13 protein-coding genes are annotated in these 14,608 nt (G+C 41.9%); 5 read left to right on the forward strand and 8 right to left on the reverse strand.

Going from position 1 to position 14,608, the window contains the following annotated elements:
• Positions 1-49 precede the first annotated feature (49 nt).
• From ACIFOD_RS08185 to ACIFOD_RS08210, 6 genes are all read right to left on the reverse strand, one after another.
• Entirely contained in the window at positions 50-841 is a 792-nt protein-coding gene (locus ACIFOD_RS08185; protein WP_430314222.1) for an SDR family oxidoreductase, read from the reverse strand.
• A 15-nt stretch (positions 842-856) separates the two neighbouring features.
• Positions 857-3,019 carry a TRAP transporter permease gene (locus tag ACIFOD_RS08190; RefSeq protein ID WP_430314223.1) on the reverse strand — a complete coding sequence of 721 codons (2,163 nt, stop codon included), beginning with the start codon at positions 3,017-3,019 and terminating at the stop codon, positions 857-859.
• Positions 3,020-3,034: 15 nt separating this feature from the next.
• Complete coding sequence (locus ACIFOD_RS08195; RefSeq protein WP_430314224.1) at positions 3,035-3,508, reverse strand: DUF1850 domain-containing protein; 474 nt, start codon at positions 3,506-3,508, stop codon at positions 3,035-3,037.
• Between the two features lie 42 nt (positions 3,509-3,550).
• Entirely contained in the window at positions 3,551-4,549 is a 999-nt protein-coding gene (locus ACIFOD_RS08200; RefSeq protein ID WP_430314225.1) for a TAXI family TRAP transporter solute-binding subunit, read from the reverse strand.
• Between the two features lie 151 nt (positions 4,550-4,700).
• A complete protein-coding gene (locus tag ACIFOD_RS08205) occupies positions 4,701-5,393 on the reverse strand; it encodes a response regulator (protein ID WP_430314405.1) in 693 nt (230 codons plus the stop codon).
• Entirely contained in the window at positions 5,374-6,984 is a 1,611-nt protein-coding gene (locus tag ACIFOD_RS08210; RefSeq protein ID WP_430314226.1) for an ATP-binding protein, read from the reverse strand. Before ACIFOD_RS08210 ends, ACIFOD_RS08205 begins: the two co-directional genes overlap by 20 nt.
• 74 nt (positions 6,985-7,058) lie before the next feature.
• Here ACIFOD_RS08210 and ACIFOD_RS08215 point away from each other — a divergent pair, with 74 nt between their 5' ends.
• Positions 7,059-8,114, forward strand: a complete 1,056-nt coding sequence (locus ACIFOD_RS08215) for a DctP family TRAP transporter solute-binding subunit (RefSeq protein ID WP_430314227.1) — start codon at positions 7,059-7,061, stop codon at positions 8,112-8,114.
• On the opposite strand, the gene ACIFOD_RS08220 is transcribed toward ACIFOD_RS08215, so the two are convergent.
• Together ACIFOD_RS08220 and ACIFOD_RS08225 are read right to left on the reverse strand one after the other, a co-directional pair.
• Entirely contained in the window at positions 8,108-8,887 is a 780-nt protein-coding gene (locus tag ACIFOD_RS08220) for a plasmid pRiA4b ORF-3 family protein (RefSeq protein WP_430314228.1), read from the reverse strand. The two genes, ACIFOD_RS08215 and ACIFOD_RS08220, sit on opposite strands and share 7 nt — an antisense overlap.
• 116 nt (positions 8,888-9,003) lie before the next feature.
• Positions 9,004-9,222: a hypothetical protein gene (locus ACIFOD_RS08225; RefSeq protein ID WP_430314229.1), complete on the reverse strand. Its 219-nt coding sequence runs from the start codon at positions 9,220-9,222 to the stop codon at positions 9,004-9,006.
• Positions 9,223-9,398: 176 nt separating this feature from the next.
• Here ACIFOD_RS08225 and ACIFOD_RS08230 point away from each other — a divergent pair, with 176 nt between their 5' ends.
• The 4 genes from ACIFOD_RS08230 to ACIFOD_RS08245 all read left to right on the forward strand — a co-directional run bounded on the left by ACIFOD_RS08230 (position 9,399) and on the right by ACIFOD_RS08245 (position 14,564).
• Entirely contained in the window at positions 9,399-10,325 is a 927-nt protein-coding gene (locus tag ACIFOD_RS08230) for a manganese-dependent inorganic pyrophosphatase (RefSeq protein WP_430314230.1), read from the forward strand.
• Between the two features lie 690 nt (positions 10,326-11,015).
• A complete protein-coding gene (locus ACIFOD_RS08235; RefSeq protein WP_430314406.1) occupies positions 11,016-11,765 on the forward strand; it encodes an IclR family transcriptional regulator in 750 nt (249 codons plus the stop codon).
• 22 nt (positions 11,766-11,787) lie between these two features.
• The gene (locus ACIFOD_RS08240) at positions 11,788-12,741 is read left to right on the forward strand and encodes a S66 peptidase family protein (RefSeq protein WP_430314231.1); all 954 of its coding nucleotides are present in this window, start codon (positions 11,788-11,790) and stop codon (positions 12,739-12,741) included.
• Positions 12,742-12,782: 41 nt separating this feature from the next.
• Positions 12,783-14,564, forward strand: coding sequence for an ABC transporter substrate-binding protein (locus tag ACIFOD_RS08245; protein WP_430314232.1), 1,782 nt, complete (start codon positions 12,783-12,785; stop codon positions 14,562-14,564).
• The last annotated feature ends 44 nt before the right edge of the window (positions 14,565-14,608 follow it).

Raw genomic sequence — 14,608 nt, forward strand, 5'->3', positions numbered from 1 at the left:
ATAGAATGAGCAAAGCCCCAAAGGTGAGAGCCTTTGGGGCTTTGCTTTTTTATAGTGCAGTAACCAATCCGCCATCAACGACGAGGGATTGACCGGTTAAATAGGTGTTGGCGTCTGAAACTAAGAAGGTAATGGCCCGGGCAAATTCTTCAGGCTCGCCGTACCTTCCCATCGGAATCGCTTTTTCACTTTGCTTCTTAAATTCCTCAAGGGGAACATTTTGTTTATCTGCATTTAATTGATCCAATTGAGCCACTCGTTCTGTTGCGATTCTACCTGGACCCACCGTGTTGATGAGAATATGATCCTGGGCCAGTTCCCTTGATAAGCTCTTTGATAACCCGACGATTCCCGTTCTGAAGGTGTTGGATAGAATCAGACCATCAATTGCCTGCTTCGTGGAGGAAGAAGCGATATTGACGATCCGTCCGCCCTTATTCTTTTTCATATGGGGAATAACCTCTCTGATGGTACGGATATAACTGAGCAGGTTAAGCTCAAAGGCATATTGCCAGTCTTCATCATCGAATTGCTGGAAGCCCCCTGCAGGTGGACCTCCTGTGTTGTTGACGAGAATGTCGACTCCTCCAAGTTTATTTACCGCTGTTTCAACGAGTGTTTGAATGTCTGCTGGTTTCGTCATGTCACATGTTGCAAAATAGACTTGGTGATTCCCGGACAGTTCAATGATCTCTTTTGCAGTAGATTGAAGCTCTTCTTCATTTCGGCTGGAGATAAGCACGTGAGCTCCTTCTTTTGCAAGCTCGAGTGCCGTTGCTTTTCCTAATCCTTTACTGGAAGCAGTGACAATCACTGCTTTATTTTTTAAACCAAAATCCATTAAAATCCACCTCGTTTAATTGGGAATATTGATCTCCTTATTCATCGGTTTACCCTTTCCTTGGTAATTCCAAAACAGAACAAAGACGAAGACGGTGAAGCCAATGATATCCGTCATCCAGCCAGGATAGATCAGGAGAAAAGCTGCTGCTGCACTTATCAAGCGCATACTGACAGGGATTTTCTTCTTGAAAAAACCCTCGATGGAAACAGACAACAGGAACACTCCGATAACAGATGTAACGGTCAGGACAAGGATACTCGTAACAGATGCATCAACCATCAGCATTTCGTGGGAAAACACAAACATGAACGGAACGATAAATCCTGCAATGGCAAGTCTCATCGCCTGAAATCCGGTCTTAGTCGGATCACCGCCACTGATGCCTGCTCCGGCAAACGCTGCCAGGGCGACAGGCGGCGTGATATTTGCAAAGATCCCAAAGTAGAACACAAACATATGAGCAACAAACACGGCTGTTTCCGTCGACCCGGCCAATTCACGGAACAATGGCAGCTGTAAAAGGATCGGTGCTGCCATGGTGCTCGTGATGATATAGGTTGGGATACTTGGTAAGCCCATTCCCAGCACGATGGAAGTAACCATTGTCAGCAGTAACGTAATGACGAGCTGAAGGAGCGGGCTGTCGATCATTTCACCAATACCGACAATACTGTTGGCGAGCTCCAGTGCAACTCCAGTCAGTGAAGCAACTCCTACAACAATTCCAACAGCACCGCAGGCGACTGCCACCGGAATCGTCGTTTTCGCTCCTTCTTCCAGTGCTTGTACGCAATCCTTTAACCCTATTTCTTCGGCTTCCAGGTTTTTTGTTTTCCTAACGAGATTGATGACTAATGGAATCACCACAATCAACAGGAGTTCCCACCATCCGTTTTTCAGGGGAGGGATGCCTTCTCCTGAAAGGACGCCATTGACCTGTGGTTGGAAAATGAAAAATACTCCGAGCAGGGTTGTTAACGTCAGAACCTGCTTCGAACCGGAAATGATAATCGTTGCCAAAATTGACCAAAATGCTGCGTAGAACGGTGTTTTTCCTGAGAATAATAAATACAGGAGAATCACCATCGGGATGATTAAATGTCCTCTTTCGGCCAGCACTGCTTTCACGGATGGCAATTCTGATTTCGGTACTCCATGCAATCCGCGTTTGGAAGCTCTAAAGTGCACCTGAAGCAGGATACCGATGTAGAATAGCAGTGCAGGGATAATACCTGCCATGATCACTTTGGTATAAGGAATATTCAAATTCTCTGCCATAATGAAGGCGGCTGCACCCATGATGGGGGGAAGGATCTGCCCACCTACACTTGCTGCTGATTCGACCGCCCCTGCAAATTCTTTCTTATAGCCGATCTTTTTCATTAATGGAATAGTGAAGGCACCGGTTGTCACGACGTTGGCAACAGCCGAACCATTAATGGAACCGAGAAATCCACTGGCGATCACAGCAACTTTAGCAGGTCCGCCTTTTGTATGACCAGCAACTGCCAATGCCAGGTCATTAAATAATTTCCCCATGCCGGAGCGGCTAAGGAATGCTCCAAACAAGATAAAGAGAATGATGTAGCTTGCCGATACGCCGATCGCTGTACCGAGGATCCCTTCCGTAATGTAAACAAGCTGGGATATCATTTTCTTCGTCACAGTCAATGTGATTTGAGAATTCAATTCCGGATAGATGGCCAGCTTTACATAGAGACCATAGATTAAAAATCCAAGGGCAAGTAGGGTCAAGCCCCAGCCGGTCACACGCCTTGTCAGTTCGAGAAGGAGGACGATGACGAGTATTCCAACGATAAAATCGGTATCGTTGATTTGTCCCCCCATTTTAATGATGCGCTCTGCACTGAATAACATATAAATACCAACGAATAAGGACAAACCGCTTAAGATATAGTCATAAAATGGAACAGAGAGGCCTTTCTTTTTACTAATAAAAGGGTACAGGATAAACCCAATGGCCATTAAGCCATATAAGTGGATGCTTCGCTGCTTAACATCGACTAACGCCCCTGCATAAGACGTGTATAAGTGGAAGAGTGCAATCCCGGCAGCCAATACTAAAATAAATAGACCGATCAACTTGGGAAACTGGCTTCTCGTATTTCCCTCCCTGTCCAACTCTTCCACAGATGTGTTCTTTTGTTTTCTCATCATGAGTCACCTCGCTTAATCTTTAACAATCATATAAATCAGTTCATACATAGGGACGGACCCCACGGATAATTGGTAGGACCGCTGAGAATTGAGTACTAGAGTTCGTTCGTTGAATGAAATTCGATGATTCGTATTCTTACCTGTCTGGAAGCGCAATGAGTCTCCAATCGGTTGATGGATATTTGTCATATACACCCAGCCATCTTTGATATAGGTGTCTTCGCCTGCGTTATCCGGGACACCGGCACCAAATGTTTTGAAACGGGTGGACGTCAAGTTGATGGTATTATCTTTAATGTGAAAAAATTCTTCCCAATCTTCTTTTTCAACAGAATGTGTCCAGCGGATGGAAAATTCCTTTTGGTTAAAAACAGGCTGCACTACTATATTTTTATTCTCATAGGATAAGACCACCGTGTTCATCGGGACAATGGCAAGAAGGGTAAGAAGGAGCAGGGCGGAGGCACCCAGGATTCTTTTTCTCATAGATAGAATGCAAAGGGCACCAGGATTGATGCCCTTTCTCTATTATTCCAGTAATCCTTTTTCTTCATAAAACTTCTTCGCTCCCGGGTGCAGGGGAGCAATGAGGCCCTTCGCCATTTCATCCCGGTTCACCTCTTTAAGCGGTGCAACTGCAACTGCGTCTGTTCCTAAGTAGTCGTAATAACGTTTTGTTAAGTCGTATACTGTGTCTTCACTTACATCCTTCGATACAACCAGCATATTTTGAATCCCGACGGTTTCAACTTTTGAATCCAGGTTATATTTTGCCTCGTCTCCTGACTCAATCGTAAATGTTTTATAGAACGGATATTTCTCCATTAGCTTATCAGCAAGATCTCCTTTGATTTCAACAAACGATACATCATTTTGCTGCATTAGGTCAGTAATATTACTGTTCGGTACACCTGAAGTGAAGAATGCAGCATCAAGTGTGCCATTTTTCATTTCCTGAACAGAATCCGCGTACCCTGTGTGGGTGACTTTTTCAAGGTCATCATACGATAAACCGGCCGCTTCCAATACTTTCTTAGCGCTCTGTTCCACGCCGGAACCTACCTGACCGACTCCTACTTTCTTACCCTTTAAATCTTCAATACTCTTAATTCCGCTATCAGACATAGCGACTACCTGTACAACGTTTTGGTACATTCCTGCAAGAGCCTGAACCTCTACTTTATTGCCTTCGAACTGCCCGTTTCCTTCAACTGCATCATAGGCAACATCGCTCATGACGATCGCCATTTGATTAAGACCATCTGTAATGTTCTGGATATTGGCAACAGAAGCTCCTGTTGATTCTACTGTTACATTCCCGATCAAATCACTTTCCTCAAAAATCGGTTTTAATGATCCGCCAATCGCATAATAAGCACCAGACGTTCCACCTGTACCAAATACGATTGATTGGCTGGAAGAATCATCGCCACTGCTTGAATCGCCGCCGCTTGCGCCATCACTGCCACATGCCGCCAATAGTAATGAAATGATGGCTACCATCGAAATCCATTTTAATCTTTTCATCGTTTCGTCCTCCTTTAAGTTACCTGTTAAATATGGTAACGCTTACATATAAAAATGAGAATATTTAGAACTTAAAGGACGTTTTGGTCTTTTTGGTCCGGGAGTGCGGTTGAAGAAAACAAAAAAGAATGAGGGGCGTCCTCATTCTCACTTACTGCCATTGATATCGGTTGATCGGGCGTCCAATACCACCATACTCAATCATGATTTGAACCTGTCCTGATTTCTGTAAATAGTCTAAATATCTTCGGGCTGTTACACGGGCAATGCCGATTCCTTCAGCGGTTTCTTCTGCTGATAAGGGGCTTTTCTGGTCTTTTATAAATTGTATGATCTGCGATAACGTTTGCTGGTTCAATCCCTTCGGTAATTCTTCCTTCATGGAGGGGGATTGAATGGGAGAGGGAACACCCTGAAGCCGATCTAATTCCTGCTGCCCCACCGATCCCTCTCCTGTCATTTGGTGTTTGAACATTTGGTATTTCTCAAGAGCTTGTTTCAATCGTTCAAACTTGAAAGGCTTAATGATGTAATCGAATACTCCTAATCTCATCATCATCTTGATGGTTTCTTTATCCTGTGCAGCAGATATGACAATCACATCCACGTCTGTATCCTGCTGCCGGAAAGCTTGTAAGGTTTCAAGACCATTTTGTTTCGGCATAAAGTTATCCAGAAGAACAAGGTCAGGCTGATAGAAAGAAACCTTCTCCGCACCTTCCTGTCCATTTCCCGCATTGGCACACACTGTAAAGCCGGGTACACGTTCTATGAACATTCGATGGACTTCCTGAACCATTGGATCATCTTCAATGAGTAATACGTTAATTGGTTTCTTCATGATTATTCCCTCCATTCATTGGAAAAGTGAGTTGGAATAACGTCCCTTCACCCGGGGTTGACTCCACTTTAATATGACCCTCTGCTTTCTCTATAATGCTATGAATCAAGTAGAGTCCGATGCCTGAGCCATTTTTTCCTTTGGTAGTGTATCCTTTTTGAAATAAGCGGGGAAGCTGTTCTTTCGTCATTCCTGCTCCATTATCTTCTATTTCAATATGAAAAGTGTCCGGGTCTTCTTTTAAATAGACAGTAATGACCCTGGTATATTCTTCAGAATCTTTTAGGGCATAAAAGCTATTTTCAATCAGGTTACCTAAGATAATGACAAAATCATGTTCATCCAGAAGGGGGGGAAGGGATGCCAGGTAGCTATCGGGATCGATCTTTACTTCTATCCCCATTTCATTTCCTCTCCTGATCTTGCCTAATAGTAATCCTGTCAAACTATCAAGCTTGATCTGCCGCGTCAGGGAGGCTGTGAGATATTCCTCTTCTTGAGAGGATTGAAAGATATAATCGAGAGCTTTCTCTCCTTCTTCTAATTGAATCAGACCGGCAACGGTATGTAATTTATTCTGGTGTTCGTGGTTTTGGACCCTCAATGCCTCAACGAATTCTTTCACTCCAGTCAGCTCTTCTGCCAGTTGAGTCATCTCTGTTCGATCCTGAAACACGGCAACGGCCCCGACAATGTCTCCGTTTACCATGATAGGGACCCTGGAGCTTAGTACAATTTTGTTCTCTAATCTCATTTCTTCATGATAAATCGGTTCCTTCTTGTGTAACACATCCGGTAATTTTGAAGAAGGAAGTACCTCTTGTATGTATTTTCCGGCAGGATCTCCATTTACCACTAATATATCTTTGGCTTTCTCATTAAAGACGGTGATCCTTTTTTGATTATCAATGGCAATGATCCCTTCATTCATGGCTTGAAAAGTAGCGGTTCTCTCCACCAGGAGTTTACCAATTTCATGAGGTTCCAGCTGAAAAGTATCTTTCTTTATTTGTCTTGCTAATAACCATGAACCCATGATGCCGAATAGGAGAGTGATCGCACCTATAATGATGAGTTCATTTTGTAGATTCCTCATTATATCGAGTGTAGAGGGGAGCAGTATGCCTACAATGACCACACCGATTTGTTGGTGCTGATCGTTCATGATCGGAACGAAGCCCCTGACCGCTGTACCGATTTCCCCCTTGGCTGTCGTCACATAACTATGCTCGGCAAAAGCAGGACCTTCATCCTTTCCGGCAGAGATGGTCCCAAGCTGCTCATCGGACGGGTGTGAGTAACGGATCCGGTTCATATTGAGAACGACGATATAGTCAGAACCATTTACCGTCCTGATATTTTCTACAATGGGCTGGATTTCACCCCATCCTCCGGAATCCTCGAGATGGCTCTGCACGGTAGGAAGATTAGCTACCGTCCTGGCTGTTATAAGTGCCTGGTTTCCCAACTCTTCTTTCTTCATTTCAATCGCTTTTCCTACAAATATAATAAATCCAATGATGAGCGCAAACAGGACTACACCAAAGGATAATATCGTCATTTTCCACCGAATGGGCATTTGTTTTCGATTCATTCTGAATATTCCTTCCTCTTCATTCAAAGTTATTGTACCATTTTTAGTAGAACGGAGAGAGGGGAGGTCCAATAATGAGAACATTTTTCTTTATAGGGGTGTTCATTTTAACAGGAATTGCTACAGCCTATTTTGTTGGCTTTCATTTTCAGGCCGGCTTTTCCCCGGAATATGATGACGATCAAGAAAAGCTGAAAGATGCTATCGTCATTAAAGTCAGTCATGTTGTTTCTGAAAACACACCGAAAGGAAAAGCAATCAGGCGTTTTAAAGCACTGGTAGAAAAGAATACCAAGGGAAAAGTGAAGGTTGAGATCTACCCGAACGGCTCACTCTATTCGGATATCAGTGAATGGAATGCCCTTAAAAATAATAATGTTCAAATGATTATCCCTGCCACGTCCAAAGTTTCTGCTTATGTTCCAGAGTATAGTGTGTTCGACTTACCCTTTGCGTTTAATAGTTATGACGATGTTCAACGGGCATTTGAGGGGAATATAGGAGAGATATTACTTGAAAAGGTAGAAAAACAAGAAAACGTGAAAGGAATTACCTTTTGGTATAACGGATTTAAACAAATCACCAATAGTCAGCGACCCTTGATCAGGCCCGGTGATTTCAATCGGCTCCACTTCCGTACAATGCCGGGTGAAGTGATAAAAGATCAATATCAAAGGATGGGGGCTGCTGTAAGTCACCTGCCTTTTAATAAAACATACGAGAACTTAGAAGTAGGATTTATAGATGGACAGGAAAATACCATTTCGAATATTTACTCGAAGAAGCTTTATGACCATCAGTCTTATCTTACAGTCAGCAATCATTCTTACTTAGGCTATGTCGTATTAATGAACGAAGAGTTTTGGCGTGACTTGCCTGAAGAGTACCGAGTAGAGATTGAAGAAGCGATGAATCAAACGACTGAATGGATTCGTCGGCATTCGATTGAAATCAATGATGACCATATGCGTGAATTAAAGAGGAATACAGATTTGGACATCCATATACTGCTGAATTCGGAAAAAGAAGAATGGACGAAGAAGCTTGATTCTATGTATGAAGAATATGAAGATGAAATAGGGAGGGAAATCATGAGTGAGATTAGTGAAAGAAACGGCAGACCTCAGTAAAGGTCTGCCGTATTGGATTCAAAACCCAACTCTTTTAACATTTCATTGGTTTCTTCCAAATCGAATTTTTCGGGATCGTGATCACCAAACCGTTCTCTGAAGAACTGGGCGTCCTCGTCCATTTTTTCGGTATTTGATAGAACCTTCAAAACATGTTGATAGTGATGAATGCCTCCGCTGTCTTCTATGGGACAATTTCGCTTTCCTTTTATACAAACGGGGAAGGTCAGTCTTTGGTCCCCTGTGATTCTCTCTAAGAGAATCTGATGTTCCCAATTGTCACCGAGATCATAGGTATAAGAGATCGTCTCTTTCTCACTCACTATAAAGTTTCCAATGATTGCTATTTTTGAATCACGTGCTAAATCTGAACGAAATTCATATTCTTCGTCAGGGTATTCAAAAACTCCTGGTCTTCCCTGAAATGAGTATAAATGTGTATTTGTCCAGCCCATCACTGTTTGGATTACTTCATGAAGCTGATGGAAGGATAACGTATTAGGTATGAGCACACGTCTCCAAATGGGTGGTTTTGCACCCTTTATCGAGATTTTTAACTGGAAGGTTCTTTTCTCTAAAATCGTGAATTTTTCATCTTCATCTATTTCGTGATACATTTCCTCTTGAAGTATTTGGTTTAGATCGGGGGCAAGGAATTGGTCGTTCAGGGCAGATTCAAGCCTGTTCTGATCTTGAGTAGAGAGGTGATTAAATTCATCTGAGGTCTTTATTTTATTGATGAGAAGATGCAGGAGATCATTGCGGTTTAGCATGTGTATCCTCCTTTGGTTTGGGGAATAAAATGGGATGCATGAGACTTTTACTATAGGAATGCAACTTGAGGCAGTGCTAATTAAAGAGGGAAGAGTGGGAGTAGAAAAATTTGAGGTTACTGCTCCATACCCACTCGTCGTTTCACTTTATGAAGTTCCTTTTTGTGTTCCCAATTTTCTTTTACTAAAATCGTAATATTATCCTGGGTGTCTTGCTGATTATCTTCAAGCTTATCCATTCTTTTTTCTAATTTCGTCATGCGTTCATTCATATTGTCTTCAAAACGTGTCATTTGCCCCTGCAACTCTCTTATGGCTTGTAATACCTGATCCATACTATTTGTCACCTCCTTGTCCCCCTAGTATAACACAGAATCTGGGAATACTGCCTTCACAATCACTGGAAAAAATCTTCACGAACGGATACGGTTTTGCTTTTAAATATGGTAATATAAGAAAATGTAAAGAGAGAGATCAACGAACTATATTACATAGAGTTAGGAGAATGAATATGAGTAAAACACTTATTTTCGGACACAAAAATCCAGATACGGATACGATTATGTCTGCCCTTGTATATGCTGATTTGAAGACAAAGATCGGGATGGACGTCGAGCCTGTACGTTTAGGTGACGTGAACGGTGAAACGCAATATGCCCTTGATTACTTTAACGTTGACGCACCACGCTTGGTTGAGAAGGTTGCCGGTGAAACGGATACGGTTATCCTTGTTGACCATAACGAACGTCAGCAAAGCGCCGTAGACATCGAGGAAGTACGCGTTCTTGAAGTCATCGACCACCACCGTATCGCCAACTTTGAAACGGCAGATCCTTTATACTACCGTGCAGAGCCGGTTGGATGTACGGCAACGATCTTAAACAAGATCTACAAGGAAAAAGGAGTAGAGGTAACGAAGGAAATGGCTGGATTAATGCTTTCAGCAATCATCTCGGATTCCCTTTTATTCAAATCTCCAACATGCACAGATGAAGACGTAGCAGCAGCGAATGAATTGGCTGAAATCGCTGGAGTTGATGCTCAAGTGTACGGCTTAGAAATGTTAAAAGCCGGTGCGAACATGAGCACGAAATCAGTGGCAGAACTTGTGACCCTTGACGCGAAAGAATTCTCAATGGGTAACGCGAAGGTAGAAGTAGCTCAAATCAACGTTGTCGATGTGAATGACGTATTCGGACGTCAAGCAGAAGTGGAAGCTGCGATGGAAACGCTGATCAAAGAAAAAGGATTAGATCTTTTCCTACTAGTTGTCACTGACATCTTGGAAAACGACTCAACTGCGTTGGCACTTGGAAGTAAAGCTGCGGAAGTGGAAAAAGCATTTAATGTAACCCTTCAAAACAATACAGCCCTATTAAAAGGCGTTGTATCACGTAAGAAGCAGATCGTACCTGTGTTGACGGATGCGATGAGATAATAGGTTGTGGGAAAGAAGCAGTTTATGTGACTGCTTCTTTTTTGTTTTTAATCTTCTACTGATCAATTTCCTTCCAAATTCCATATCGGTAGTATTACTTCTACCATTTCCTCAATAAAATGAATGATTTCAGAAGAAACACCTCGTCTGTGAAAAAAAAGTAGGATATAACATTTGTTTTGTCAGAATATTTGATTTTTCTGAAAAATGTATATATAATCATAGCTATACAATTAAAAACGGAAACACATTTCCGTATGATGGAAAGCATAACGTAAATCAAAGAAGCTTTGGGAGTGAAAAAAGATTATAGAAAAGAGGCTGTTGGACAACTCTAATAAATTGGAACTATTAAGCATTTCCTCTACCTATTTGCATGCTGCCAAGCTTTAGTGGATTACTTAACTCACCATCATAAAACCCCATACTTATTTTATGATTCAACTCTCCCGCACTTGGCTACCTTTTATCGATCTCTTAGATGTACATCTACTGAGCAGTATGTGCTTCTGTACTAAATAATAAGACGAAAATTCAGAATGTTCTGTTTATGTAATAAGCTGAATACATATTATATAAACTAATTTCGGAAACCACTTTCCGTAGAACGGAAAGTGAGGATCTGGAGAAAAACATCATCTGAAAGGAGGGATTAAAATTAGACAAACCGCAAACGGCAGCAAAACAGGGATTAGAGCAGTAGAAAGAGCTCTGGAGATTATTGAAACATTTTCTATGAGAGAACCTCAACATACCTTGGTAGACATATCCAACAAGACGGGTCTTCCGCTTACAACCGTTCATAGGAATGTTCAAACACTTCTTCATAAAGGCTACTTAGAACAAGATGAAACCACAGGAAAGCTTCGGCTGGGTATGCAATTTGTCCGTATCGGAGGCATCATTATTCAAGGGATCGATCTTGTACAAAAAGCAACTCCTCACTTACAACGATTATCTAAATCAACAGAAATGAATGTGAATTTAAGTGTGTACGATCATGGGCAAGCGTTATGTTTAGTCAATATTGAATCGTTTCATCATTTTGGTCATGAAATTAAAGTTGGACAGAAAATTCCCATTTATGCGGGAGCTTTATCAAAAGTGATTTTAGCTTACCTGCCTGAAGAAGAATTTAATAGTCTTTCAGACACATTTAAAACATTTACCCCCATCACGATTTCACAACGGAACGAACTAAAAGAGGATTTAGAATCCATTAGGGAACATGGATATGCAAAGTCTGAGGGTGAGCTTCAATTAGGAGCGGTTGCTTATGCAGCACCGATTTTTAATTACGAAGGGAAACTTGAAGCAGGCATTGCCATCACAGGACCTGAACATTTTTACAAGGAAGAGAGCAGGCCTTCCTATGTGAAAGCATTACTCCAAACAGCAGAAGAAATATCAAAGGATATGGGATTTAAGAAAATTTACTAGTTTCCAAGGGAAGGAGTTCAGTATGGAGAAAATCAAACCGAAGAGGCTTGAAAAAGGAGATACGATTGGAATCATTGCTCCAGCAAGTCCCCATTACAATCGCAGTGATATCATCCGTGGGATAGAGACCCTTCAGGAATGGGGATATAAGGTAATTACAGGTGAGAATCTTCATAACAAGCATGAATATTTAGCAGGAACGGACAAGGAAAGAGCACATGATTTCAATGAAATGTTTCGAAACGAAGAAGTTGATGCCATTTTCGTGACACATGGTGGCTATGGTTCAGCAAGAATGCTGCGATACATCGATTTTGATCTTGTGAGGAAGAACCCGAAAATTTTTATTGGTTACAGTGACATTACTTCCTTGCATTTGGCCATTCAAAAATATACTGGCCTTGTTACTTTTCATGGGCCTGGCATGGCGGGATTTAACCCTGAGGATTTAACGGAATATCGCAAGGAATATGTATTTAAAGCCCTAAGTCAACAGGAACCGATCGGAGAAATCCGCAAAGCGAATGAAAAAAAGTGGATTAATTGTATTCATAAAGGCGAGGTAGAAGGAGAGCTGACAGGGGGGAACCTCACGTTAGTATGTGCGTCCTTAGGAACACCTTATGAAATCGATACGAAAGGGAAAATTTTGTTTTTAGAAGAAGTTTGGACAGAGCCATGGAATATCGATCACATGTTTACACATTTATATCATGCAGGAAAGCTTCAGGAAGCCGCAGGGATTGTCATTGGTGAGTGCACGGACTGCGGACCGAAGAAGCTTGATCCAGGCTTTCATGTCACCTTTAGTCTAGAGGATATTTTATATGACTTTATTGAGCCGTTAGGGATCCCGGCTATTCACGGACTGCCAATCGGACACACGAAGGATCTTGCCACACTTCCCATGGGAGTGAACGCTAAGCTCGATGCCACCAATAAGAAGTTGTATGTAACAGAATCAGGCACGAAGTAGAACAGACGAAAACGAATCAAACCTGGGAGGGGTATACGTTCATGAATAAAAAATTATTCAGTATCGGACTTATGTTTGTTTTATTATTCAGTAGTTTTATAATCCCTGCTTCAAAAACAAAAGCAGCCGATCCATTTACGTTGAATATAGGCTGGACATCAGAACCGGATAGTATAAGTCCATTTGTTGCTTACAATATCGCAGCTACCGAAATATTCAAGTTGATTTATGATCCGTTGGTTGCTTTTGACAATGATCTTAAGCCTGTTGGACGATTGGCTAAAGAATGGAGCGTTAGTGATGATCACTTAACGTGGACGTTCAACCTGCAAGAAGATGTAAAGTGGCATGATGGTGAACCATTCACAGCTGAAGATGTGAAATTCACATACGAAACCATGCAGGAAAGCGGATTGGGCTTATACGCAGGGTATTTAGACGGTATTACGTCCATCGAAACACCAGATGATCATACCGTCGTGATTAAGACGGATGAACCTAAGGCCAATATGCTGCAAAGCACGACGCCGATTATCCCTAAACATATTTGGGAGGATGTTTCCATGGAAGAGCTGGAAACGTGGCCTAATGAAGCTCCAGTCGGCACGGGGGCATTTAAATTTGTTGAATTTAAAAAGGGTGAATTTATTAAACTCGAGAAAAATGAAGACTATTTCTATAAAAAAGCAAACATCGATGAACTTGTCTTTATCCTTTATGCAAATACAGACACAATGGTCCAATCCCTAAAAATCGGAGAAATCGATTCCGCTATTAATATCGGGGCAAATCAAGTGCCGCTATTAGAAAAAGAAGAGGATATTGACGTGATTTCTGCCACAACTCACGGGTTCACCGAGCTTGCAATTAATAGCTGGCCAGACCCGAAATCAAAAGGAAATCCATTGTTATTAAATAAAGATGTGAAACACGCAATAAGCTTTGCCATTGATAAGCAAAAGATTGTGGATGTTGCATATGCCGGTCAGGCAACACCTGGTACGACACTCATCCCACCAAGCTTAGACTTCTGGCATTATAAGCCATCCGAAGAAGAACTGAGAACGTATAACCCTGACAAAGCAAAAGAGATCATGGATTCCGCAGGCTTCAAGGATGGAGATGGTGACGGAATTCGCGAAGACAGTGAAGGGAATCCATTGAACTTCCGATTAATGTTGCGTTCCAAAACGTCAGAAGAGGTTCGTGCAGGAGAAATGATTGGAAGCATGTTGGAGGAAGTGGGAATCGGCACGGAAATCGAAACCGTTGATGATGGATTATTAGGTGATCGAATTTATGATAACGCTGATTTTGACATGTTTATTTGGGGATGGGGAACAGATGCAGATCCTACTACGATTCTTAGGGTCATGACTTCTGACCAAATTGGTAACCTGAGTGATTCATATTATGCGAATAAAGAATATGATCAATTGCTTCAAGAACAAGCGAAACTGATTGATGAGAAGGAAAGACAGAAAGTGGTTCATGACATGCAGAAGATGTTATACGAGGATGCACCTTATATCATTCTTATGTATGAAAATGCCATCCAGGCTGTGAATACAGCAAAACTGGAAGGCTGGACAAAGGTTAGCGATGTATACTTCTTTGCATTTAACCATGAGAATTACTTGAATGTGAAACCCGTAAGTTCTTCAAGCACTGCAAAGGATAGTGAAAGCGATGTGGCAGGAACAACTGATTCATCATCTTCCGTGCTGCTATGGACGGGTCTCATTTTAGCGGTACTTGTTATCGGTGGAATGATGATTGCCAAAAGAAAAAATAAAGGCGTTTCGATCGACGACGATATGTAATGGAACAGAGGGCAGAGTAACTTACTTTGCCCTTGATTTCAAAG

This window comes from Rossellomorea sp. NRS-1567 (assembly GCF_050467885.1).
GTDB classification, from domain to species: domain Bacteria; phylum Bacillota; class Bacilli; order Bacillales; family Bacillaceae_B; genus Rossellomorea; species Rossellomorea aquimaris_C.